The sequence below is a fragment of the Lysinibacillus sp. NPDC058147 genome, assembly GCF_042884205.1.
Taxonomy (GTDB): Bacteria; Bacillota; Bacilli; order Bacillales_A; family Planococcaceae; genus Lysinibacillus.
In genome coordinates this window covers 216,575-240,846 of record NZ_JBHVUJ010000001.1, presented here as the reverse complement: position 1 = coordinate 240,846, position 24,272 = coordinate 216,575, and the positions used below count along the sequence as shown (strand labels likewise).

Below are 24,272 nucleotides of genomic sequence, written 5' to 3'. Positions count from 1 at the left end.
TGCATATCACTTGGAAAGAATATGAAGATTGAAATTTTTATCGCTTAAAAATGAAAGATAAATGCTCATTTACTTTATTCATACATATGATGCTATATTGAAACCACTAAGGAGGTGTCCTAATGATTATTCATGTGGTGAGTGCTGGTGAGACACTTTGGCAAATTGCAAACAGCTATTCAGTACCTATCAATTCCATTATCCAATTAAACGCTTTATCTAATCCAGATCAATTAGTAATCGGACAATCACTCGTTATCCCTTCTCCTTACACAACTCATGTTGTAAAAAGGGGTGACACCTTATGGTCGATCGCCCAACAATATGGGGTGACTATGCAATCGATTATCACAGAAAATCATTTAACAAATCCAGATGTTTTAACACCTGGAACTAGACTAATTATTCCACCTACTACACATATTGTGCTGCCAGGAGAAACCCTATCGCAAATTGCTACACAATATGGAACGACTGTTCAAGCAATTGTTTTAGAAAATGGAATTTCAGATCCAAACATGATTTATGCTGGTGCACATTTGATTATTCCGAGAGCAAAGCCTTCCATTGAAGTAAACGCTTATACGTATGAAGAGCCTAAAGAAGCTGTACAGTCAATTAACGCGATTGGTCATTTATTAACTTATTTTAGCCCCTTTGCTTATATGGTAAAGGAGGATGGAACACTACAGCCTATAAAGGATAAAGAAATGATCGATGCAGCTGTTGCCAAAAACATTACACCTATGCTAACACTTACGAATTTCACTTCCACAGAAACCGGTTCCAACTTATCACATGTCATTTTATCCAGTGCAGAATTACGGGAGAAGGTCATCAACAATACTTTGAAAGTGATGCAGGAAAAGGGCTATAAAGTTCTAAATGTAGATTTTGAAAACGTTCTTCCAGCAGATCGAGAGAATTACAACACTTTCCTCCAATTAGCTGTTGATCGTCTTCATCCAAAAGGTTTCCTAGTTTCAACGGCACTTGCGCCAAAAACGAGCGCAACACAGGCAGGGACTTTATATGAGGCACATGATTATGAAGCACATGGAAGAATTGCAGACTTTGTAATTTTAATGACATATGAGTGGGGATACCGACTTGGTCCACCACAAGCCATTTCACCCATTAACGAAATGAGAAAAGTTGTTGAATATGCTTTATCAGTAATACCTGCTAACAAAATATTTTTAGGCTTTGAAATTTATGCTCGCGATTGGCTTCTACCGCATGTTAAAGGTCAGGAGGCAGAAACATTCAGCTCTCAAGAAGCCCTTAACCGAGCAATTAAACATGGCGCAACTATTCAATATGATAGGATCGCACAGTCACCATATTTCCGTTATGTTGATGAACAAGGTAAAAATCATGAGGTATGGTTTGAAGATGCTAGAAGTGCACAAGCTAAGTTTGACATGACGAAGGAATATAATCTTCGAGGTATTAGCTATTGGGCATTAGGTTTTCCTTTCCCACAAAACTGGGCACTATTGAATAATGATTTTTCCATCAAAAAGGTTTCATTATAAATAAAGACTCTGTATTAACGCTGGGTGACGCGACTGATCTTTTAGCTTAGTATGCACATTTATGGATGAGCTATTAACCCCCATGGTTCTAAACATTTTTACAATAAATTCTTACCTTTCCCTAGTTTTTCCCATGATAAAAAAATCAATTCAAAGCCATATTAAGAAATATCAAAGCGAAAGGAGAAACTGAACATGGGAAGAGACAATAAGCAAGGTAAAAGTGCCAACAAAGGGTCTTTGCCTCAAACGCCAAATAACCAAAAAATAGCGCCAGACAAAGCTAGTGAAAAAGCTGTTGAAGAATTTTCTCAAGAGTTTATGAACATGATTAATTCAGTCACTAAAGAAGGCAAGACAAAAAAATAAGGGGGCCTTCAAGTGGATTATACACGTGCACAAGAAATTGTCGCCTCACCAAAAGAATATGAAGTAAGCTATAATGGCGTATCTATTTGGATTGACAAACTTCATGATGATGGTAAAACGGCAACTGTCCATTTACGTCGTTCTTTAGAGGAACGATCCGAAGTGGATATAGGAGAATTAAAAGAAGAGTACCTCGTACATTAAACTTTATCATCAAATAAAAAACTGCTTACTTCTTGTGGTGAAGTAAGCAGTTTTCATGTTGTTGAAAACTATTACGGCAATGAAATTAAGAGGTCATATTAAATAAAGTTTAGCTCTCGGCAAATCGAAGGGTGGTTTCCGTTCCAGGCTACTCGCTCCAGAGCTTCCTGTGGACAAGCGCCCAGCCACTTCCTCCACTTACATCGCTGTCGCTTCACCTTCACATACACTGTGAAAAGTCTTTTTTAATAACTCCAAAATATTGCCAACGCGAAGATCCAAGAAATGACAGTAGACCATAAAAACAATTGTTTAGAATCACTAACAAATTTTCTTAAAAATAAACCTAACATCACTGAAATGGCTATTATCAATAGTAAACTTAAGATAAATGGAGCATTCGGAAAAGACTCACTCATCGTAGAAAAAATCAATGTTTTTAATGATAAAAATAAAAAGGTTGTTAAACATATACAATATCCTACTACCATTATTATTTTTTTCAAATTTTTTCACCTCTGATATTAAATTACGAAATCCTCTTCATATTTTAACTCTGTTAAAATATCACTTGCTCGATTGTTTAACTCTGTGAAGGTATTAGAAATCTGTTCAGCAGAAATCGGTTTACTAAATAAATAGCCCTGAATATAATCACAATCACCGTTAATAAGGAAAGCAAGCTGCTCCACTTCTTCAATTCCTTCAGCAACAACCTTCAATCTCAAATGCTTCGCCATTGATAAAATCATGGAAACGAGCGCCTCATCATTTGGGTTATGTTGAATATTTCGAACGAAAGCCCGGTCAATTTTTAAGCAATCGATTGGAAAATCTTTCAAATATGACAGCGACGAATACCCTGTCCCAAAGTCATCAACAGCAATTTGAATTCCAATTGCCTTTAATTCATGAAGTAGCTGTGTCATTTGATCGATATTCATCGTCATACTTTCCGTAATTTCTAATTGTAAATATTTTGGTTCTAAATTTGTTCTTTGTAAAATCTCTTGCACCATTTGCACTAAATCCTGTTGGAATAATTGCCCAAGCGACAAATTTACGGCAACCTTTAATGGTGGCAATCCTTGCTCTTTCCATGTTTTCGCTTGAAAGCATGCTGTCTCTAAAATCCATTTCCCTAATGGAATTATAAGGCCAGATTCTTCTGCAATTGGGATAAACAACTCAGGTGAAACAAAACCACGAGTCGGATGACGCCAACGTACTAGCGCTTCCACCGACTCAATTTTACCGGTTTTTAAATTTACTTGAGGCTGAAAATCCAAGTAAAATTCTTCATTAGCTAATGCTTTATGGAGTTCTTGCTCAATCAATAAACGATCAGCAAGGCCATTTGACATATATGGCTTATAAAAAAGAAATCTTTGAGGGATTTGACTCGCTTCTCGCATTGCTAATTGAGCATGCATTAAAAGCTCTTCACCTGAGCAATCTTCTTCATGCATTGCAATTCCAATATTAAGATTCCCATTGAGAGAAAATAGTTGTACTTGTAATGGTTTTTCCATAGCACTCTTCAAGTTCAAGCAAAATTGTAGCAACTCTTCTCTTGTTTTCACATGATTTATATAAATAATAAACTGTCCCTCACGAAGCTTTGTAGCAAAATAATGGGGTGGTAATATGGCTTGAATTCTCTCAGCCACGAGCTTCATCATTGTATTAGAATAGCTAATCCCTATAGATGACCGGATACCAGCAAGGCGATCAATCTCTATTGCAATAATTGCTTTTTGACGACTATTATCATGTAAATCCTCTTTTAAAGTTTTCAATAATAAATGTTCATTTGGAAGCTTAGTAATATCATCATGATAAGCTTGATAACGGAGCTCCTGCTGCGAGTGCTCAAGATCTCGCTTTATTTTTAAAAGTTGTTGATATGGTCTTTCAACAGTTGTATAGTAGATTGCTCTTAGGAAAAAGTAGAAGGCAAAAAATTGATAAATTAATGCTGAAAAGCCCCAAATTGATTTCAAATCTTCGATGAATACAAATAAAATATCACTAATAATTAAATAAACTGCTGCGCTAATAAGCCACATAACTCGTTTAGGCAACTTTTGTTTATACTTACTTAAAATCACTATCGTTACACCTTGTAAGACAGCAGACAATAAATGGACAATGGCGTTTGCTTTAAGCAACAATTGTTCGTCAAGTAAAAAATATTTTGAAGAGAAATACACTAGAAAAAGGCTCAGTAGTACAAATAAAAAGGAACTGCTATATGTATAATTACGATCATTCATCGTTAAGCGTTTTTTAGGCTTTAATATAATATAGAGAAAACCGATTGATAAGCATAAACGCATGATTAAATCCAACCATATTTCCAAATATAGTATTTCAACCATTGGATATTGGACGATAACCAAGTTCACGAATTCAAACAAGGCTATGATAAAAAATAAATTACCTATGTATAATGTTTGATTCGATAATAGGTGTGAAAAAACGAGCCAAGATTGAATAGCGATTGCCAGTGTAAAAACGATAATTAGTACTTGTATAATCAAATTCAAACAAATGAAACTTTCTTCCTTAAAAGATCCAAATACCTGATTACTTAAACCTAGTAATGGCAACACTAGTAATAGTGGCAATACTATATACCAAATCTCTTTCTTTTCTATCTCTAATTGATTCAACCTTTTCTCCAACAGAAACCCTCCATAAAAATATATATCAAATTAGATAGGTAATACGATCTATCCAAAGGGAAACTAAAATTAAAAATTGTATTTTTTTTTGACTTATTACAAATCATAGCATTTTTATTGGTATTTGTATGCATAATTAACTTCTTTCAGTAAATGTCTCCCCCCTCTATAGGTGATGAGATGAATGCGGATTTAAATCACTTTTAAGTGTGTTCAAACATCCGCTGAAAAAAGTTAAAGCCTCCGGCGGATGTCACAGAAACGGAAAGGAGTTCTTAGGGGATGTTAGCCTAAAACCATCGCATCCATGCGATAACGGCTAACTGACCTGCATCACGCAGGCCTAAGCACAAAGCCGATTCTGGACGCAATTATGACGAGACATAATTGATAAAGTATGCCAATATTCATTTTTTTGAAATTAGCATACTTTTAATGTTTTAACGCCCTATTCGTCTTTCGAATATAACAACTCACGAAGTTTAATCATTATTCTTGTGCGTCTTTTTTTAACTGCCTCCACAGATAAATCTAGTTCTTTAGCTATTTCCAAATAACTATAACCTTCTACATAAAAAAGTAATAATATTTTTCTTTCGTCAAATTTTAAATGAGACATAATACTTTCTATACAAACTGGATTTCTTTCACTCTTTTCATGATCACGAATATAATTTATCGTTTCATTATCCATAGGTGTGTTCATATTTTCAAAACTCTTTTCCTTTGAAAGTTCTTTTAAAATTTCTCCTTTAACAGTTGTATAAATATAAGCAGAAAATAGCCCTTTTGATTGATCTACTTTACGCCAAGCCTCCCACACTGCTATGGATGCTATTTGACGATAATACTCAAAATCCTTATAAATATGGCACTTTAACAAAATTGACGTTATCATCGGCTGGACTAATTCTAATACTTCATCAAATGGTTGTTCTGGTGATAACTTTTGTTTATTATGCTGTGTTGTCATCCTATTGTCCTGTCGACTGTGCACAGTTCATTATTCCTAGGTGACTTTATCATAGTTACAATACTAGGAGGATGTCGAACAACCCTTTTGTCAGTATGATTAGAAAGTCTTTATAAGTCCTTTTTGATATTTATAGAGAACAACAGTATGATATTTCAAAAATCATACTTTTTATCTGTCACACTATACATATTTCTTAAAAGGTTGGACAAAATTACTACTAAGGAGGCGAAATAGATGAATTTTCAAATAAGAGATGCGATTACGACAAACGTACATGGTCAATCAGCGGCCGAATTTAAAGATATTGTCGAAGATGCAATTAGCCGTGGTGAAGAGCATTTACTTCCAGGGCTTGGTGTGTTTTTCGAAAAATGGTGGCAGCAATCTAGCCCTACTGAGCAAGATGCATTTGTTCAAAAACTTGAAAAAGCCTTTGCTCACTAATTTTTTATAGACAGTTCATTCCATTTCCAATAAATGCATGATAAAGTTTAACTTATCAGAAAATTAGGAGGGATTGGAATGACTGTTGCTGTAGAATTAATAGTAAATCAACTAAAAAAGGTTTTATCTGAAGAACAGGTGTCAACAAACGAAACGGTGCGACAGCTACATGGAAGGGACGAATCTCATCATACAATGAGCTTACCAGATATCGTTGTCTTTCCTCGTTCCACGGCCAATGTCAGTGCCATCTTGAAAATTGCGCATGCGGAACGTGTACCAGTCGTACCTTTTGGTGTTGGCTCAAGCTTGGAAGGAAATGCAATTCCCATTGCAAATGGCATTTCTATCGATTTCTCTGAAATGAATGCTATTTTAGAAATTCGACCAGATGACCTGCTTGTGAAAGTACAACCGGGTGTAACACGTGCCCAATTGAATAAAGAATTAAAAAAACATGGACTTCAATTCACAGTTGACCCTGGTGCTGATGCTACACTTGGTGGAATGGCCGCAACTAATGCCAGTGGGACAACAGCAGTGCGCTATGGTGTTATGCGCGATCAAGTACGAGATTTAGAGGTTGTACTCGCAGACGGTTCAGTCATTCATACCGGTAGCTTAGCAGCAAAATCTTCTTCTGGTTATCACTTGAATGGCCTTTTCATTGGTTCTGAGGGTACGCTAGGTTGCTTTACAGAATTGACTTTACAAGTCTATGGTATACCCGAATTTGTAACGGCGGGACGTGCAGTTTTTGCGACAGTTGGCGATGCTGTCGGTGCAGTAACCGCATTGTTGCAAGCGGGCATTTCAATTGGCCGTGTTGAACTGGTCGATGAAGCCTCTATCAAACAAGTAAATATTTATAATGAAACATTCTATGATGAAAAACCAACACTATTTTTAGAATTTCACGGAAATGAAGCAGGTATGCATGCTGATATAGAATTTGCTAGAGAAATTTTTGAGGACTTTGGCTGTCATACTGTTGAATTTGAACAAGATAATGCTGCACGGAATAAGCTCTGGGAGGCGCGTCATTCATTGGCCTATGCATATATCCATGCCTATCCAGGGAAAAAGCTTATGTCGACTGATGTTTGTGTACCGATATCTATGCTCGCTGAATCCGTTTTATATGCTCGTGAACAGCTTGAGGATGTTGGTCTTGCAGGCGGAATTGTAGGTCATGTTGGAGACGGTAACTTCCATGCCTTGTTAATGTTAGATCCAAACGATGCTGAAGAGCAGGCAAAAGCAGACCGCTTCAACGAACATATTGTCCAATATGCTTTGCTGCGTGGTGGTACTTGTACTGGTGAACATGGTGTTGGTATTGGAAAAATGAAATATCAGTCTACAGAGCACGGTACATCTCTATTAGTGATGAAGAGCATAAAGGCCGCACTGGACCCACATAATATTATGAATCCAGGGAAAATTTTTAACATGTAAATACTTACCATTACATTCAAACATAAGGAACCCGTTGAATCCAATATCAACGGGTTCCTTTTTATAATTCATAGCGGAAGCTTTTTACTAGCTTATCTCCTTTATAAAATTCCTTGGATTCATCTCTTACGAAGCCTAGCGATAAGTAAAGATTAATAGCAGCCTGCATAATATCACCTGAGTGCAAATATAATGCTTGATCCTGACGATTGCGTGCAAAGGCGAAGCTTTCGTGCAGTAATTTTTTAGCAACACCTAACCCTCTTCCTTTAGGATGCACGCCAAGCAAGCGCACAATGGTAGACTGTATGTTAAGCTCTGGCAAACCGTATGCTTTTTCAGCATCTGTAAATAATTGCAGTCCTCCTAAAATTTCATCGCCACGCTTTGCCACTAAAATTGTTTCTGCATTAGGATTACCAACAGATGCCCGAATATCACTTAAGTATGAAGCCCAGTTCTCTGGGTTTTCATATTCTTGTTCATATTGTGCATAACTCTCTACTAGAACCTCTAAATACCTTGCATAGTCTTCCTCTTTCAAATGCTCAATTACTATTTCAGCTACTGTCATTGTTCTATCCCCTTTCTATTTAACTGACTCTATTTAAATGCCGCCCCTACTATAGGCAGTTACTCTTTTTTCAATACGATGTGCCAGCCATTCGACGATAGCTGAAACACTCCAATAAATTAGCCCGACAGCGATAAATGACTCCAGAAACTTTAAATTAATAGAAGCAACAATATTCGCAACTCCTGTTAACTCCTTAACTGAAAGGAAAAAAGCTAGTGACGTAGCATGTAAGAACCCAATAAAAACATTTGTAAAGTTAGGTATGGATTTACTAAATGCTTGGGGTAAAATATAGCGTCGCATCGCCTGTGAAAATGTTAAACCGACTGCATAAGCTGCCTCTAGCTGTCCCTTAGGTACACTTAAAATACCGGACCGAATTATTTCGGAGGCATATGCTCCTGCACTTAGCGTCAAAGCCAAAATAACAAAAAATAAAATAGGGATAGAGCTTGATTGATACTCTATCTTGAAAGCTTTTGCAATGACATCAACCACAATTGGTATTCCAAAATAAACAAGCATAATATGCATAATGATTGGTGTTCCTCTAAAAAAAGATACGTAAAAATTCAGCAATGGCGCAAGAATTTTCGTTTGTTGTATCCGCACAAAAGCAACTATTATGCCGATTAATATGCCCAATAAGACAGGCGTAACTGCCATGAACAAAGTTAACGGTAATACTTTACTAATTTCTATTAACGCTTCAAAAATAAAAGCAAAATCTATCGTCATAGCATATTCCCCCTAGCTAGATGCAGCTTCCTTTGGCATATATCGATTAAGATATCGTTCATTGCGTTTTAAACCCTTTTCTACCAGCATAACAATGACATAATAAATGATGGACAGCGCCAAATAAATCTCTAGCGCCCTTGTCGTTGAAGCGATAAGAGTTTCTCCACGTCCCACCATATCCATGACACCAATTGAAAATGCTAAAGAGGTATCCTTTAATGAACTAATCATCGTATTTGTCATATTTGGAAAGGCGACACGAATCGCCTGAGGGAGAACAATACGTAGAAAGGACTGTATTCCATTTAAACCAACTGAATAAGCTGCCTCCATTTGTCCACGATCAACCGTTAAAATAGCCGCTCTAAAAATCTCAGCAAACGAAGCAGCATTGCTCAACGTATAAGTAATAATTACAAAATACATAGCGTCCATTCTTGTAACATCAATATGCACAAGCTTTAATAACGCTGGTATACCATAAAACACTAAAAACAATTGCACTAAAATCGGTGTACCTCGAATAAACGAAATATAAATCGTTATGATTTGCTTCAAAACTGGTATGTGTAGCAGCTTTGGTATAGCGATTACTATACCAAGTAGCATGCCAAAAAAGATTGCGAACACTAAAATTTCGAGTGTTACTGGTAAATACTGAAGCAATATTGGAAGTACTTTTGCAATTAGTGTGAAGTCAAAGTCATTAGCCATACTTCCTTCTCCCTCTCTATTTCGTTTAGAAGTCTACCGAATAATCGTCACCTAGCCATTTCTTACTTAGCTTACTAATGACGCCTTCTGCCTTTAATTCTCGAATAGCATCATCAAGTCGCTCCTGCAAGGCAACCTCATCTTTATTTAATAAGAAGTAAACTTTTGAATTTAATAACGCATCTCCTACAACCTTCTCCTGTGCTTTATTGCTTTCGTTATAATACTTCACTGCAAATGGTGTTGTAATGATTGCATCGATTCGACCAGTCGCTAGCTGATTTTGAACATCGACCGAACCAGACGAATAGACAATATTAGCGCCTAAATTATGTTCCTTATTGTATTTCTCGAGAAAGACAGCAGAGTTACTAGTTGGTGAAACACTAACGTTTTTACCTTTCAAATCATCAATGGATTGAATAGAATTATTTTTTGCATTGACTGTTACTTTTAATGGGAATACGTTATAAGGCTCTTTATTAAATAGGAATTTCTCCTCTCGTTCACTATTGACTTCCATTTGATGGGCAATAAAGTCAATCTTTTTTGTCTCTAAACTTAGTAATAAATTTGAAAATTCCATTGTTTTAAATTCAAACTCATATTCTGGTAGCTTCTCATCAATAGCGCGAACAAGCTCCACATCATAACCTGTTAATTTCCCGTCGTCATCAATGAAGCAAATATTTGGAAATTGAGTACCAGTACCAACAATAATTTTTTGAACTTCCTTTCCACCTTGTGCTGCATCATTTTCACTAGTATCCCCTTCAGACTTTTCAGAACTTGTACAAGCTGTTAAAAGTAAAGTTAGTAACAATAGTAAATAACATGATAATTTTTTCATAAAATCCCTCTCTTCTTATGCATGCGACGGTATATCGGCAGCAAGTGCTGCTTTTAAATGCTCCAGCCCAATTTCAGTTACTGCTTTAAAGACACCATTTGATCCAATTTCGACAACCGGAACATAAAGGACACCATACTTTGTTTCAAGGATGTCACGGAATGCGTCATTATGTGTTACATCTACTGTTTTGTAAGAAATGTCTTGTTGCTGTAAATATGTTTTCACTTCATCACAATAACTACAGCCTTGCTTTGACCAAACTATTACATCTATATTTTTTGCCATGTTCATTTCCTCCTTAGCTTACCGCTTCCTTTTGCTGTAAATAGACAGGACTTAATAGCTCAAATGACCGCTCCCGTTCAAATTCCTTCAACACAGGTGTATGCAAGATAAACTCATCAATCTTATAGCGCACATGATAGTCATCTAATATCGTTTTAATATCATCCGGAGTACCATATAAAATATCTGCATCATATTGCTTCACAGTAAATAACTCTCCAGATTCCTGACCAAATTTCTCTGCTAGCTCTACAGATTGTAAAGTTAGGCTTTTGCCACTAGCTAAATGCACCTTCGTAATTTTTTGATCACCAATAAGGTCTTTCGCCTCAACTTTTGTAGGGGCTGCAATGGCAGCGATGGAAACGGCAAAATGACCGTTTGGATGATGCTTGCGATAAGCTGTAGCTGCCTGAGCTAATACATCATTATCACTATTTATAAATCGCGCAAAGACAAACGCAATGCCTAGTGAGCCTGCAAGAGCGGCACTTTGTGGACTTGCCCCTAGTAAAAATAACTCTGGCTTTACCTTTGGAATCGGTGTTGCCTGTACGCCATATAACTCGTGCTCTGCTGGTATTGTTTGCTCAATTAATTGCTGTAAAAATGTTAATCTTTCCTCAAAATCTTCGCCTTTATTGAGCGTGCCATATTGTAAAGCCTTCGTAGAGAGAGGTAACCCGCCCGGTGCTTTCCCTATGCCTAAATCAACTCGCCCTGGCTCTAACGATGCGAGAACATGAAAATTTTCTGCTACCTTGTAAGGGCTGTAATGCTGTAGCATCACTCCACCTGAACCAATATTGATAGATTTTGTTTTAGCAAGGAGATAAGATACTAATACCTCTGGAGATGACCCCGCTAATGTATCTGTATTATGGTGCTCTGACACCCAAAAACGAGAGTAGCCCAATTGCTCTGCCTTTTGTGCTAGAGCCACTGTTTTTTGTAAGGTCTGCTCATTTGTTGCATCCCCAATAATAGGGCTTTGATCTAATATGCCTAATGAATAGCTCATACATTGCCTCCTTAATCACATTTATTCGTATACATTTACTAGGTTTTCAGACAGACTGTTTGACATAACGGCTTTCTTTAAATGGTAAACCTAAGTTACCACGTAATGTGTCTGCTTCATATTCTTCACGGTATAGCCCTCTTGCTTGCAAAATCGGCACAACCTTATCTACAAAATCATCCAGTGCTCCTGGTACAGTAACGCCTATAATAAAGCCATCAGCCGCTTCTTGCTCAAACCATTCCTGCACGAGATCAGCCACATGCTCTGCTGTACCAAAGAATGCTGTTTTTGGGGTTGCTTCTCGTAACGCGACTTGTCGCAATGTTAGCCCTTCTTGTTTGGCATATTTTTTAATATAATCAGTGGTACTTCTAAAGCTGTTCGCTCCAATATCACCAAGCTCTGGGAACGGAGCATCTACATCATATTGTGAAAAATCATGATGATCGAAATATCGACCAAGATAAGCAAGTGCACGCTCTATCGAAACAAGCTCAACGATCTCCTGATACTTTGCTTCCGCTTCCTCAAGCGTATCGCCGATAATCGGAGAGATTCCTGGGAAAATTTTAACTTCATCTGGATTACGTCCAAATGCCGCAACCTCAGTCTTTACTCTTTTATAAAACTTCTGTGACTCTTCTTTCGAAGCACCATGAGTAAAAATTGCATCAGCATCCTTTGCTGCCAATCGAATACCTGCATCTGAAGAACCCGCTTGGAAAATCACAGGCTGACCCTGCTTAGAGCGTGCAATATTTAGCGGACCTTGTACTGAAAAATAGTTGCCTTTATGATTTAATGTGTGCAGCTTAGTTGAATCAAAAAACGCATCATTTTCTACATCTGCAATGAAAGCATCATCTTCCCATGAATCCCACAAACCCTTTGTCACTTCTAAATATTCCTCAGCAATTTGATAGCGTTCTGCGTGGCTAGGATGCTGCTCAATTGTTTTATTGTAGTTCAAAGCAGTGCTTTCCAATGGTGTCGTTACGACATTCCACCCTGCACGCCCCCCACTAATATGATCCAAAGAGGCAAATTGGCGAGCAACTGTAAATGGTTCGCTATAGGAGGTTGAAACAGTACCTACTAACCCGATGTTTTTAGTTGCTACTGCTAGTGCCGAAAGAATTGTTATTGGCTCGAAACGATTTAAAAAATGAGGAATAGATTTTTCATTGATGAACAAACCATCTGCAATAAACGCAACATCAAATTTCCCTTGCTCAGCCTTTTGTGCCTGCTGAATATAAAACGGCAAGCTTACACTTTGATTGCTAGCAACCTTAGGATGACGCCAACTTGAAATATTACCACCTACACCATGAATAATAGCCCCGAATCGAATTTTATCCTGTCTCACCATATTTGTTCCTCCTCAAATTTTATTTTTACTAAACATAGTGGTTAAGTATGTTTTAAGATTAAAAAAATACCTTATTTATGAGTATCATAAATAAAATAGGATTGAGGAAGATAATACAGTTCATTTGTTCAATTTGCAATAGGCTCTATAATAGAAAAAAATTTACTGTCTTATAAAATATTCTATCAATTCAAATTTTCTTAAATGCTTTCGAATTCCACAGCTGTATCAAATATTGTTTTCCAAAAGGCTGGTGTCAGCGTCTCTTTATTTTTATACGTTAAAAAAATATGTTGATTCATATCCAGTAAATGCTTAACATCAATCTCGACAAATTCTCCACTTTCAAGTTCCTTCTTTACACAGAGATGTGGTAAGAAACTCATATACTCTCTCGTACGGATAAATTCTTTCGCTACCTCTAAATGATCCGTTCGCACTTCAATATTTGCAGATACGCCCTCTACCTCAAACATTTTATGCACATAATTCCAATCAAAAGCCCCACATTCAAAAAACACCATTTTCTGTTGTGCCAGTTCCTTTGCTTTCATTAGATTTTGTTGTATAAAGGGGTGCTCGCGATGCATCACAAGTTTAACAGCATTACTTAGCAATAGCTCATTGCAAATTCCTTCCCTATGCACGTATTGAACAAGACCAAGATGGACTTGATGACTTTGCAATTTCTCTAAAATCACCGCTGTTGAACCTGTGATGATCTGAAAGCGTAAATGTGGAAAGTCTTTCTTCCATTTTGGCAATGCGTAAGCTAAAAAATATTGTGCTGTGACTCCATTTGTACCAATGCACACCTCGTCAGACTCTTTTGTTTCCTCTAATTGTTTCTTTCCTTGCTCGAATGTTTGCACAATCTGTGTTGCAAACGGTACAAAATCCTTACCTTTATCCGATAATATTACACTTCGCCCATCACGATGAAATAACTCTACATTTAACTCTCGCTCCAATGATTTAATACGTGCCGTCACAGTCGGTTGAGATAAAAACAATGCATTGGCGGCCTTATGAATACTTTTATAATGCACTACATATAAAAATGCCTCGATATGGTCAATATTCATCAGAAGCCCTCCTCAAATTACTTATTTATCCTATTATATAGATAATCGTATTTATTCTCTATAAAAGATTGGAAAACTAGGTATTATATTTTCAACAAGAAAAAAAGTAACCTAGCGTCTCCCAGGTTACTTGATTATGTAGTGATGTAGTCATCCATCTTGATAACAAACATCACGCGTGGCTTACATCCCTCTGTCTGCAACCACTGTTATGCTATTCACATTGACATCCCCTGTTGTCAATATGAACTCTCTCTATACAGTACTTCTCAAATTGAGAAACATATTACTTGGCATTAAGCGAGAATTGATGCTAACACTGCTTTTTGTGCATGAAGTCTATTTTCTGCTTGCTCAAAGATGTAAGAATTTGGCCCATCAATTACAGATGACGCTACTTCTTCTTCACGATGAGCCGGCAAACAGTGTAGGAACATATAATTCGGTTTTGCGTATGCGACAAGCTCATCATTAATTTGATAACCTGCAAAATCTTCAAGACGTTTTGCAGTTTCCTCTTCTTGCCCCATCGACGTCCATACATCCGCATACACTACATCCGCGTTTATAACGGCATCTATAGGATCGTTCGTAATTGTAATTGTACTACCATTTGCTGCTGCGATAGCCTGTGCTTTTGCGATAACATCTGCATCACATTCATAGCCAACCGGTGTTGCCACTGCCACGTTCATTCCTACATGGGCAGAAGCAACTACTAATGAGTGCGCCACGTTATTGCCATCTCCAACATATGCAATTTTCAGTCCTTTTAATTTACCTTTATGTTCAATGATTGTTTCTAAATCTGCTAAAGCTTGGCATGGGTGATAAATATCCGTTAATCCATTGATAACCGGTATAGATGCATGCTCTGCAAGCTCCTTCACCATTGCATGAGAGTTGGCGCGAATCATAATACCATCTAAATAGCCTGATAACACATGTGCTGTATCAAAAATCGATTCACCGCGACCAATCTGTAAATCACGCGCATGCATAAACATACCTTTCCCGCCTAATTGATTCATGCCTACTTCAAATGAAATACGAGTACGAGTTGAATGTTTTTCAAAAATCATGCCTAGTGTCTTACCTTCTAATAGTTTCGGACATTTCCCTTCTTTAGTAATCATTTTCAACTGTGTCGCTAATTCGACTAACTGCTGAACCTCTTCGCTCGTATAGTCTAGCAAGGTTAAAAGGTCCTTACCTTTTAAACTAGACACTAACTTCAACTGTACTTCCTCAAGTAATTTCATAGCCTTCGCTCCTTGTTTCGTTTCTGTTGGGTTTAGTATATCAATGCATAAATATAAAATCAACTGAATTTTTATGTTTATTTTAAAAAGTTAGAATTTTTTCTTTACATGTGTCTAAAATGCGAATGTTCGAATATTTATGCATATTCCATCTTCAATCGCATAGTTAAGAGAATTGCATCATTGGTAATAATTAATATATATTAGGTATTTAGATGGTAAAATACATGGATAAGGAATTGGTGCAACTTGTCTAAAAAATCTAATTGAATATGAAACCAATTTAATGTTTATGCTATTATTTTTCCTCGTTATTAGATGAAACGTTAAATGTGTACATCCGCAGCGCTGTAAGTAAATTGGTTGAAGCAAGAAAAAGAACAATGAATAAAAAGGATCGTAGAGAGGTTATTATATAGCTAGATAAACGAGGATATATTTATTTTCAACAGCAGGAGGAAATTGAGTTTGCTATTATTTATAATAATTATACAAAGCTCCATAGAGAGGATTTGTTACAATTAAAGTACATACTTTTGAAATAACATTTTGAAAGAAGCAGGAAAAAATAAGTGTTCTTAGTGGAGGAATTATTGTGGATTTACATGATTTAAAGAAGGACATATTTAAAATTGCTTATCCCTATATTAAAACTCGTCCAAATGTTGCTTTATCCATTGGTATCATTAACCAAGACCAAGAAGCTACGTTTTCTTTCAGTGGCTCGAATTTTATGCTGGAAGAAAAGCCTTATATATACGAAGTTGGATCAATTTCTAAAGTTTTGACTACATCCATTTTAGGAGAAATGATTCAGGAAGGAAAAGTCCATGTAGAAGATTCTCTTGGTAAATATTTTCCCTCAATTCCAGATGATCACCCCGTCACACTCAAACGTTTAGCGAATCATACTTCTGGATTACCGGGGATAGGTGTGCTGAAGAACATTTATAATGTTTTTGACGCGCAAACACCTCGAGATCCGTTTTGTCAATATTCACTGAACGAGACTATCCATTATTTTAAAACGCACACAGACGAACCAAAAGTTAAATTTAGATATTCTAATGTAGGAATGGGGTTATTAGGATATATTTTAGCCGATACGCTTCATACAAATTATGAAACTGCTATCAAACAAAGAATAACAGATCCTTTAAATATGCCAAATACTTTTATCTCTATCCCTTCTGATAAAGCGGATGCAGTATTGCAAGGATACACGATCCTTGGACATAAGAAGCCACCACTCCAAATGAATTACTTTATGGCAGCAGGGGCAATCCGTTCAACTGTCAATGACCTTTTAAAATTTATGAAAGTACATTTAAGTGATGAAAATTTAGGTTATTCATTAACACATCAAGCTACTGAAACTTTTTCAGAACATATGGGTATCGGCCTAGGATGGCTCCTTGAGGACAATATCATTTGGCATAACGGTTCGACGAAAGCTTTCTCTAGTTATTTAGGGTTTGATAAAACACAACAAACAGGTGTCGTCGTTTTATCAAATTATCGCTCTCCTATATTGGCGACAAACCCTGGGCAAATCGGTAAAGATATATTACAGCTTTTACAAAATAAATAGATTTTATTTTTATCGAGGAATAATGTGGATTTATCGATAAAAGTTTTGAACTTATCGCCTTTTTAAATTTATTACCCAATTTTTTAAATTTATCGACAGAAACTGCAACCATTGGAAAACTATATACAAGAAGTAATGGATTATATAAATAACTGATTACTCTTATGCACACATGAAGTTTGTACGAGCTATGTATTGAATCTAATGATTATCCTTACTTCCTTCGCCAATTCATGATTTTCCGTGTTATAATTTCTCATACACAGAATTTCCAATTAGTTGGAAGAAGGCAGGTGAAAAGGCATTGAAAAAATTATTATTTTTAGTGTTTTTACCAGTATTTTTTTTAACAGCATGTAACTCATCAACGCTAAGTATTAGCGAAATTGAGAGTGTTCCAGAAAACGTGCAAAAAGTTATTGATGAAAAAAATACACTCCAATTAATCAACGAAGTGGATATGGATGTTTCTTATATCGTTTTTCGATCAAAAGGAACAGTTACAACAGACCTTGAAACACAAGATGATACATTAATTATAAAGTTAAATGTAACGAATCAACAAGATAATACAATAAAACAACATGTCTATAAATTAACGTTAGACCCAGCCCTTGATACGATTGATATTCGCATCAATGGAAAATCTACATCTATTGATAATGTGACAGGTATATGAGGAGTAACTATCCTCTTTTATACAATCGAAATAATAATCATTTAGGGACTTGTGCCTAAAACAAGTCCTTTTCTTTTGCTTTCTTAATCACCCTTATTTGAATTGCTAATATTCTCGTATCAACATGGATATATTTCTTGGGTCTAGCCAACGTAAAAAGCCTCCTAACATTTCTGTTAGAAGGCTATACTATGGTATTTCAATTTAATTTTTTCAGCACTATTAGTCAAAAATAATTTTATTGACTGCATCACGGTCTAATTTTTTAATAACTTCCACCATTAATTTTACAGCGTTGTCATAATCATCACGATGTAAAATGCCTGCATGTGAGTGGATGTAGCGTGTTGCAATACCGATTGATAGAGCAGGTATACCATTTGCAGTTACGTGGATAGAGCCAGCGTCTGTACCGCCACCAGCCATTGCCTCAAATTGATATGGGATATTGTGCTCATCAGCCACATCTAATACGAATTCACGTAAACCACGGTGTGATACCATTGATGCATCGTAGACAACAATTTGTGGACCTGCACCCATTTTACTTGTTGATTCTTTTGCAGTTACCCCTGGTGTGTCTCCAGCTACACCTACATCGACAGCAAAGCCAATATCTGGTTGGATCTTATGCGTAGCAGTTTTCGCACCACGAAGCCCTACTTCCTCTTGGACATTCCCTACAGAATAAAGGATGTTAGGGTGCTTTTCATTTTGTAATGCTTTCATAACATCAATTGCAATTGCACAACCAATGCGGTTATCCCATGCTTTTGCTAATAAGTATTTTTCGTTTTTCATCACATTAAATTCGAAATATGGTGTTACCATATCGCCAGGGCGTACACCCCATTCAAGCACTTCATCTTTTGAAGCCGCACCAACATCGATAAACATATCTTTAATGTCTACCACTTTGTTACGCACATCTGCTGGTAAAATGTGAGGTGGTTTTGAGCCAATAACCCCAATAATTTCTTCACCTTTACGTGTTGTAATTGTTACACGCTGTGCAAGCATAACTTGGCTCCACCAGCCGCCTACAGTTTGGAATTTGATGAACCCTTTGTCATCGATTTGAGTAACCATGAAGCCTACTTCATCTAAATGACCTGCAACCATAATTTTAGGACCATTTTCATCGCCTACTTTTTTAGCAATGACGCTACCTAAATTATCTGTTTCAACTAAGTCTGCATATGGTCCAATGTATTTTTTCATGACCTCGCGTGGTGCACGTTCATTACCTGCAATACCATTCGCATCTGTTAAATCTTTAAACATTTGTATTGTTGGATCTAGTTGTGTCATCCTCTTTGCCTCCTGACTCTTGTATCTTCTCTATTATACTTCGTTTACCGAAATATTCCTAGCTTAATCGTCAGAAAATTGGTGTATTTCTTACACTTTAATATCCTGAACGTTGACGCTTATAATTTTCTTCATTTTTCTCTATATATGCCGTAACAACGTCCTCAAACGAAAAGCCTAGATTAAACGCAAGTAATCCATAGCATTGCCAGATCGCTAAATATCTATCCTCTGTTGGTTGACTAATAAAGCTTAAAATATAGTCTTGTGTCATTAAAAATGTCTCTGTTAAATCTCTCTTCTCTTCAATAACGGGCCATTTCTCTATCTCTGTATAACCTTTTAATAGGCCAAGTGATAATATAAAATGAATAGAATCTACATATTCCTCTAAAATCACTTCTCGTTCTGATGCTCCCTTTGTGCTCCAAAACTTAAAGCAACGTGTCTCATTTGCTAGTTCAGCTAGCTCTACCATTAAAGCTAAACCTTTTTCTTTAAATACATTACGTTCAATATTTTGTGTTTTCTCGATGAAATCATCAAGCTCTTTTTGCATTTTAAACAATTGTTGTAAATTCATTTTTTTCTCCTAAATTTCTTAAAAATATTTATAAAAAGTGAAACTAATTGTCCTCTACAATCGTATAGGAAGGAATAACCTTTCTTCAAGGGGGAAATTAAAAATGTTGCCGTTACTTATTCGTCTTGCTGTTATTGCGCTTATTATCTATGTATTTTATAAAGCGATTCGTTATATATCCGATCCTAAGCGAAAACTTGATGAAGCCTATGAAAAAGGCCAATACTATTTTTATGATGACGTCAAAAATGTCCGAAAAAATTTCTTTATTTCTTATAAGGGTGCTCTTTTCGAAGGTGAAAAATACCTCGGCACGACTGAAGATGCCTTCGAGGTTGTTACGATTTTTGTTGGTGCCCGTGACGCCGCTACACTGCAAGGTTTTACAAAAAGAGACTTTGAATACCTACAGCAAGAAATTCTCTTGAACTATCCGAGCGCAAAAATAAATTGGAAGCAACCCATTGAAAAGCTTATGCGCAACACATCCTCATCATGAGGATGTGTTTTTATTTATCGGAACATTTTTAAGTTTTATCGGATTGTTCTTGTGATTTATCACCATAATTGTACTAGTATAAAAAATTGAATAGCTGCTAGCAGTGGGAAGCCAAATGCAAAGCTATTATGGCGTGTTTTATGGCGGAATAAATACATTCCGAGCACGCCTCCTACTGCACCTCCAGCGATTGCTAATGTAAATAATGTGCGTTCTGCAATACGCCATTCATGTTTTTTGGCTTTTGATTTATCCAAGCCCATCATAACTAACAGGACTATAGAAACAATCGCCATATACGCTAATAATGCTTCTCCCATTGAGTACTCCTTTTTATTATCTATTTACTACTACTCTAACACAAAAAAGACTGACGGATAAATCCATCAGTCTTGTGAAAGCATTATATCACTAATTATTTAGCAACAGCTTTTTTAGCAGCGTCAGCTAATTGAGTGAATGCTGCTGCATCAGTTACAGCTAGGTCAGCTAACATTTTACGGTTAACTTCGATACCAGCAACTTTTAAACCGTGCATTAAACGGCTGTAAGAAAGACCGTTCATGCGAGCAGCTGCGTTGATACGAGTGATCCATAATTTACGGAAATCACGTTTTTTCTGACGACGGTCACGGTATGCATATTGACCTGACTTCATTACTGCTTGGTTTGCAACTTTGTATAATGTATGTTTTGAACCATAGTAACCTTTAGCTAATTTTAATACTTTTTTACGACGTTTGCGCGTCACTGTTCCGCCTTTTACGCGTGGCATATGAATTACCTCCTGCTTTTCATTTAAAAATGAATGTTAGTATTTTTTAGTCAATTATTTCATGTAAACAAGTAAAGATTTGATGCGTTTGAAGTCACCAGATGAAACGATGTTTGCTTTACGTAGGTGACGTTTTTGTTTCGTAGATTTGTTTGCGAATAAGTGGCTTCCATAAGCACGGTCATATTTTAATTTACCTGAACCCGTTTTTTTGAAACGTTTCGCAGCTCCACGGTGAGTTTTCATTTTTGGCATGTCGAATTCCTCCTAAACTGTTCGTCTAATATTATTTCTCGTTCTTTGGTTGAAGAACTAAGAACATGCTTCGGCCTTCCATCTTCGGTTTTTGTTCAACCGTCGATACTTCAGCACAAGCTTCAGCAAAACGATCTAATACACGTTGACCAATGTCTTTGTGTGTAATCGCACGACCTTTGAAACGTAGGCTACATTTTACTTTATCGCCTTTTTCAAGGAATTTAATCGCATTACGTAGCTTCGTTTGGAAATCATGCTCATCGATTGTTGGGCTCAGACGAACCTCTTTCATTACGATGACCTTTTGATTTTTACGAATTTCACGGTCTTTCTTTTGCTGTTCAAACTTAAATTTACCATAGTCCATGATACGAGCGACTGGCGGCTTGGCTTGAGGGGCCACAAGGACAAGATCCAAGTTTACACGAGTGGCGATTTCTAGCGCTTCATTACGTGTCTTTACACCAAGCTGGTCACCATTGTGATCGATTAATCGAAGTTCACGTGCGCGAATGCCTTCGTTTACATACATGTCTTTGCTAATAGTAATCCACCTCCAAGTAGTTGTCGCGAATACATGGTTTGGGCAAAGCCTTGCCCGGTTGAACGGTACATCCTCTTGTCATGTCCATAAAAAAAGGACGGACACTTGAAGATGTCCGCCCGCTATATGTGCATGCGCAAGTCTGCGCAAAACAATTCAACGTGTCATACCTGTTCACAGCCTAAGAGCGTTGTATCAGGTGAGAAGCGGGCAGCCTCTACTTCAACCACAAACTTTGTATTCATTAACCTTAACTATAATAGCATGTACTTTATAAGCTGTCAAATGTTTTTTAGTAACCTAAAAATTTTTGTTCTAAACTACTATAATGGTTCATTATCATGACATGGATTGATTTCCGTTCCGACTGGGCGCTTTCCTGGGGGCATCCGGTAAACCGTTAATCCCCAAGGAGCTACACACAGTCTTCACTTCAATCAATTTACATTAGAAGTTAAATTTATTTTGTAATTTCTGCTTTAATGTTAGCTAAGAAGTCTTGGAAGCTAATTGTTTCTGAGTCTTTTGAGCCGTAACGACGTACATTTACGCCACCAGCCTCTACTTCTTTGTCTCCGATCACAAGCATATACGGGATTTTTTTCATTTGTGCTTCACGGATTTTGTAGCCTAGCTTTTCTTCACGGTCATCCATCTCAACACGTAAGCCTGCTGCAATTAATTGCTCTTCAATTTGTTTTGCATATTCGAAGTGTGCTTCGTTTGAAACTGGAATGACTTCAACTTGTACTGGTGCTAACCATGTTGGGAATGCACCTTTGTACTCTTCGATTAAGAATGCAACGAAACGTTCCATTGTTGATACGACACCACGGTGAATAACAACTGGACGATGTGGTTTACCATCTTCCCCAACGTAAGTTAAGTCAAAGCGTTCTGGTAATAAGAAGTCAAGTTGAACTGTTGATAAAGTTTCTTCTTTACCAATGGCAGTTTTCACTTGCACGTCAAGTTTAGGACCGTAGAATGCAGCTTCACCTTCAGCCTCGAAGTAATCTAAGCCAAGCTCATCCATTGCCTCTTTTAACATACTTTGTGCTTTTTCCCACATTGCATCGTCGTCGAAGTATTTCTCAGTATCTGCTGGGTCACGGTAAGATAAACGGAATGAATAATCATTTAAATCGAAGTCTTTGTAAACTTCTAAAATTAGCTGTACTACTTTTTGGAATTCAGCTTTAATTTGGTCAGGACGAACGAAGATATGTGCATCGTTTAAGGTCATTCCACGTACACGTTGTAAGCCTGAAACAGCGCCTGACATTTCGTAACGGTGCATTGTACCAAGCTCCGCAATACGTAATGGTAGGTTACGATAAGAATGCATGCTGTTTTTGTACACCATCATATGGTGAGGACAGTTCATTGGACGCATAATTAATGTTTCATTGTCCATTTCCATTGGTGGGAAAATAGAATCTTGGTAATGATCCCAGTGACCAGAAGTTTGGTACAGCTCTTTAGAACCAAGTACTGGTGTATAAACATGTTTATAACCAAGAGATAATTCTTTATCTACAATATAGCGCTCAATAACACGACGGATTGTTGCACCATTTGGTAGCCATAGCGGTAAACCTTGACCAACTTTTTGAGAAGTTGTAAATAACTCTAATTCTTTACCGATTTTACGGTGATCACGTTCTTTAGCTTCTTCAAGCATTTGTAGGTGATGTTTTAATTCTTCTTTTTTAAAGAATGCAGTACCATAAACACGTTGTAGCATTTTGTTATCTGAGTTACCTCTCCAGTAAGCACCTGCTAATGAAAGAAGTTTAAACTCACGAAGCTTGCCAGTTGATGGTGCGTGGATACCACGGCAAAGGTCGAAAAATTCACCTTGGTAGTAAATAGAAACTTGCTCATCTGCTGGAATCGCTTCAAGTAATTCTAATTTGTATTCATCGCCGATTTCTTCATAGATCGCTTGTGCATCTGCACGGCTAACATTTTTACGCTCGATTTCTAGGTTTTCAGCGATAATTTTTTTCATTTCTTTTTCGATTGCTGGTAAGTCTTCAGCAGTGATTGGAGTTGGTGCATCAATATCGTAGTAGAAGCCACCTTCAATAACCGGACCAATACCAAGTTTAACATCTGGGAATAGACGTTTAATCGCTTGTGCTGTTAAGTGAGCAGTAGAATGACGTAGGATTTCCAGTGCTTCCTCATCATCCTGTGTAATAATTGAGATTGTTGCGTCCTCTTCAATTGGTGTTTTTAAATCGACTAAGACACCATTTACTTTACCAGCATATGCTTTTTTACGAAGTCCTGGACTAATTGATAATGCTACATCATCAGTAGATGTACCTTTTGCAAATTCCTTTACAGCGCCATCTGGGAAAGTTAATTTAATCATATCTGACATTTTTTTCGCACTCCTTCTTGTTTTGTTGTGATGCATGATTGAAGTCCAAGA

26 protein-coding genes are annotated in these 24,272 nt (G+C 36.9%); 8 read left to right on the top strand and 18 right to left on the bottom strand.

Features of this window, described 5'->3' with window-relative positions; genetic code table 11:
- The first annotated feature begins 122 nt into the window (after positions 1 to 122).
- The 3 genes from ACFVT8_RS01165 (at position 123) to ACFVT8_RS01155 (ending at position 2,111) form a co-directional block, all read left to right on the top strand.
- Positions 123 to 1,538, top strand: coding sequence for a LysM peptidoglycan-binding domain-containing protein (locus tag ACFVT8_RS01165; RefSeq protein WP_387082323.1), 1,416 nt, complete (start codon positions 123 to 125; stop codon positions 1,536 to 1,538).
- A 195-nt stretch (positions 1,539 to 1,733) separates the two neighbouring features.
- A complete protein-coding gene (locus ACFVT8_RS01160; protein WP_387082324.1) occupies positions 1,734 to 1,907 on the top strand; it encodes a hypothetical protein in 174 nt (57 codons plus the stop codon).
- 12 nt (positions 1,908 to 1,919) lie between these two features.
- Positions 1,920 to 2,111, top strand: coding sequence for an H-type small acid-soluble spore protein (locus tag ACFVT8_RS01155; RefSeq protein WP_100544861.1), 192 nt, complete (start codon positions 1,920 to 1,922; stop codon positions 2,109 to 2,111).
- A gap of 524 nt (positions 2,112 to 2,635) precedes the next feature.
- Here ACFVT8_RS01155 and ACFVT8_RS01150 read toward each other — a convergent pair.
- Both ACFVT8_RS01150 and ACFVT8_RS01145 read right to left on the bottom strand, forming a co-directional pair.
- The gene (locus tag ACFVT8_RS01150) at positions 2,636 to 4,747 is read right to left on the bottom strand and encodes a bifunctional diguanylate cyclase/phosphodiesterase (RefSeq protein WP_387082557.1); all 2,112 of its coding nucleotides are present in this window, start codon (positions 4,745 to 4,747) and stop codon (positions 2,636 to 2,638) included.
- A gap of 499 nt (positions 4,748 to 5,246) precedes the next feature.
- Positions 5,247 to 5,771: a sigma-70 family RNA polymerase sigma factor gene (locus tag ACFVT8_RS01145; RefSeq protein WP_387082325.1), complete on the bottom strand. Its 525-nt coding sequence runs from the start codon at positions 5,769 to 5,771 to the stop codon at positions 5,247 to 5,249.
- 237 nt (positions 5,772 to 6,008) lie between these two features.
- Here ACFVT8_RS01145 and sspI point away from each other — a divergent pair, with 237 nt between their 5' ends.
- Positions 6,009 to 6,218 carry a small acid-soluble spore protein SspI gene (gene sspI / locus ACFVT8_RS01140; protein ID WP_132357157.1) on the top strand — a complete coding sequence of 70 codons (210 nt, stop codon included), beginning with the start codon at positions 6,009 to 6,011 and terminating at the stop codon, positions 6,216 to 6,218.
- A 78-nt stretch (positions 6,219 to 6,296) separates the two neighbouring features.
- A complete protein-coding gene (locus ACFVT8_RS01135) occupies positions 6,297 to 7,676 on the top strand; it encodes an FAD-binding oxidoreductase (protein WP_387082326.1) in 1,380 nt (459 codons plus the stop codon).
- Between the two features lie 61 nt (positions 7,677 to 7,737).
- On the opposite strand, the gene ACFVT8_RS01130 is transcribed toward ACFVT8_RS01135, so the two are convergent.
- The 9 genes from ACFVT8_RS01130 to argF form a co-directional block, all read right to left on the bottom strand.
- Positions 7,738 to 8,250 (bottom strand): GNAT family N-acetyltransferase, encoded by a 513-nt coding sequence (locus tag ACFVT8_RS01130; protein WP_387082327.1) that lies wholly within the window; start codon positions 8,248 to 8,250, stop codon positions 7,738 to 7,740.
- 33 nt (positions 8,251 to 8,283) lie between these two features.
- Positions 8,284 to 8,991, bottom strand: coding sequence for an amino acid ABC transporter permease (locus tag ACFVT8_RS01125; RefSeq protein WP_387082328.1), 708 nt, complete (start codon positions 8,989 to 8,991; stop codon positions 8,284 to 8,286).
- Between the two features lie 12 nt (positions 8,992 to 9,003).
- A complete protein-coding gene (locus ACFVT8_RS01120; RefSeq protein WP_387082329.1) occupies positions 9,004 to 9,708 on the bottom strand; it encodes an amino acid ABC transporter permease in 705 nt (234 codons plus the stop codon).
- Between the two features lie 25 nt (positions 9,709 to 9,733).
- Positions 9,734 to 10,558, bottom strand: coding sequence for a transporter substrate-binding domain-containing protein (locus ACFVT8_RS01115; RefSeq protein ID WP_387082330.1), 825 nt, complete (start codon positions 10,556 to 10,558; stop codon positions 9,734 to 9,736).
- Between the two features lie 15 nt (positions 10,559 to 10,573).
- The gene (locus ACFVT8_RS01110) at positions 10,574 to 10,846 is read right to left on the bottom strand and encodes a glutaredoxin family protein (RefSeq protein ID WP_387082331.1); all 273 of its coding nucleotides are present in this window, start codon (positions 10,844 to 10,846) and stop codon (positions 10,574 to 10,576) included.
- Between the two features lie 13 nt (positions 10,847 to 10,859).
- Entirely contained in the window at positions 10,860 to 11,867 is a 1,008-nt protein-coding gene (locus ACFVT8_RS01105) for an LLM class flavin-dependent oxidoreductase (RefSeq protein ID WP_387082332.1), read from the bottom strand.
- Positions 11,868 to 11,913: 46 nt separating this feature from the next.
- Positions 11,914 to 13,242, bottom strand: coding sequence for an LLM class flavin-dependent oxidoreductase (locus ACFVT8_RS01100; RefSeq protein WP_387082333.1), 1,329 nt, complete (start codon positions 13,240 to 13,242; stop codon positions 11,914 to 11,916).
- A 200-nt stretch (positions 13,243 to 13,442) separates the two neighbouring features.
- Positions 13,443 to 14,327, bottom strand: coding sequence for a LysR family transcriptional regulator (locus ACFVT8_RS01095; protein ID WP_387082334.1), 885 nt, complete (start codon positions 14,325 to 14,327; stop codon positions 13,443 to 13,445).
- A gap of 296 nt (positions 14,328 to 14,623) precedes the next feature.
- Positions 14,624 to 15,589 carry an ornithine carbamoyltransferase gene (argF, locus tag ACFVT8_RS01090; protein WP_387082335.1) on the bottom strand — a complete coding sequence of 322 codons (966 nt, stop codon included), beginning with the start codon at positions 15,587 to 15,589 and terminating at the stop codon, positions 14,624 to 14,626.
- Between the two features lie 595 nt (positions 15,590 to 16,184).
- Here argF and ACFVT8_RS01085 point away from each other — a divergent pair.
- Together ACFVT8_RS01085 and ACFVT8_RS01080 are read left to right on the top strand one after the other, a co-directional pair.
- Positions 16,185 to 17,180 carry a serine hydrolase domain-containing protein gene (locus tag ACFVT8_RS01085; RefSeq protein ID WP_387082336.1) on the top strand — a complete coding sequence of 332 codons (996 nt, stop codon included), beginning with the start codon at positions 16,185 to 16,187 and terminating at the stop codon, positions 17,178 to 17,180.
- A gap of 304 nt (positions 17,181 to 17,484) precedes the next feature.
- Positions 17,485 to 17,859, top strand: a complete 375-nt coding sequence (locus tag ACFVT8_RS01080) for a peptidylprolyl isomerase (RefSeq protein ID WP_387082337.1) — start codon at positions 17,485 to 17,487, stop codon at positions 17,857 to 17,859.
- Between the two features lie 222 nt (positions 17,860 to 18,081).
- Here the strand turns inward: ACFVT8_RS01080 and ACFVT8_RS01075 are convergent, their stop codons facing one another.
- Positions 18,082 to 19,170, bottom strand: a complete 1,089-nt coding sequence (locus ACFVT8_RS01075; RefSeq protein WP_387082338.1) for a M42 family metallopeptidase — start codon at positions 19,168 to 19,170, stop codon at positions 18,082 to 18,084.
- Between the two features lie 97 nt (positions 19,171 to 19,267).
- Positions 19,268 to 19,753 carry a dUTP diphosphatase gene (locus ACFVT8_RS01070; protein WP_387082339.1) on the bottom strand — a complete coding sequence of 162 codons (486 nt, stop codon included), beginning with the start codon at positions 19,751 to 19,753 and terminating at the stop codon, positions 19,268 to 19,270.
- 103 nt (positions 19,754 to 19,856) lie between these two features.
- On the opposite strand from ACFVT8_RS01070, the gene ACFVT8_RS01065 reads away from it, so the two are divergent.
- Entirely contained in the window at positions 19,857 to 20,252 is a 396-nt protein-coding gene (locus ACFVT8_RS01065) for a sigma-w pathway protein ysdB (protein WP_387082340.1), read from the top strand.
- A 59-nt stretch (positions 20,253 to 20,311) separates the two neighbouring features.
- On the opposite strand, the gene ACFVT8_RS01060 is transcribed toward ACFVT8_RS01065, so the two are convergent.
- From ACFVT8_RS01060 to thrS, 5 genes are all read right to left on the bottom strand, one after another.
- On the bottom strand, positions 20,312 to 20,572 hold the full coding sequence (locus ACFVT8_RS01060) for a DUF1294 domain-containing protein (RefSeq protein WP_387082341.1): 261 nt from the start codon (positions 20,570 to 20,572) through the stop codon (positions 20,312 to 20,314).
- Positions 20,573 to 20,667: 95 nt separating this feature from the next.
- Positions 20,668 to 21,027 (bottom strand): 50S ribosomal protein L20, encoded by a 360-nt coding sequence (rplT, locus tag ACFVT8_RS01055; RefSeq protein ID WP_004226314.1) that lies wholly within the window; start codon positions 21,025 to 21,027, stop codon positions 20,668 to 20,670.
- A 54-nt stretch (positions 21,028 to 21,081) separates the two neighbouring features.
- Positions 21,082 to 21,282: a 50S ribosomal protein L35 gene (rpmI, locus tag ACFVT8_RS01050; RefSeq protein ID WP_004226312.1), complete on the bottom strand. Its 201-nt coding sequence runs from the start codon at positions 21,280 to 21,282 to the stop codon at positions 21,082 to 21,084.
- A 31-nt stretch (positions 21,283 to 21,313) separates the two neighbouring features.
- Complete coding sequence (gene infC / locus ACFVT8_RS01045) at positions 21,314 to 21,817, bottom strand: translation initiation factor IF-3 (protein WP_024363824.1); 504 nt, start codon at positions 21,815 to 21,817, stop codon at positions 21,314 to 21,316.
- Positions 21,818 to 22,289: 472 nt separating this feature from the next.
- On the bottom strand, positions 22,290 to 24,221 hold the full coding sequence (thrS, locus tag ACFVT8_RS01040) for a threonine--tRNA ligase (protein ID WP_387082342.1): 1,932 nt from the start codon (positions 24,219 to 24,221) through the stop codon (positions 22,290 to 22,292).
- Between the last annotated feature and the right edge of the window lie 51 nt (positions 24,222 to 24,272).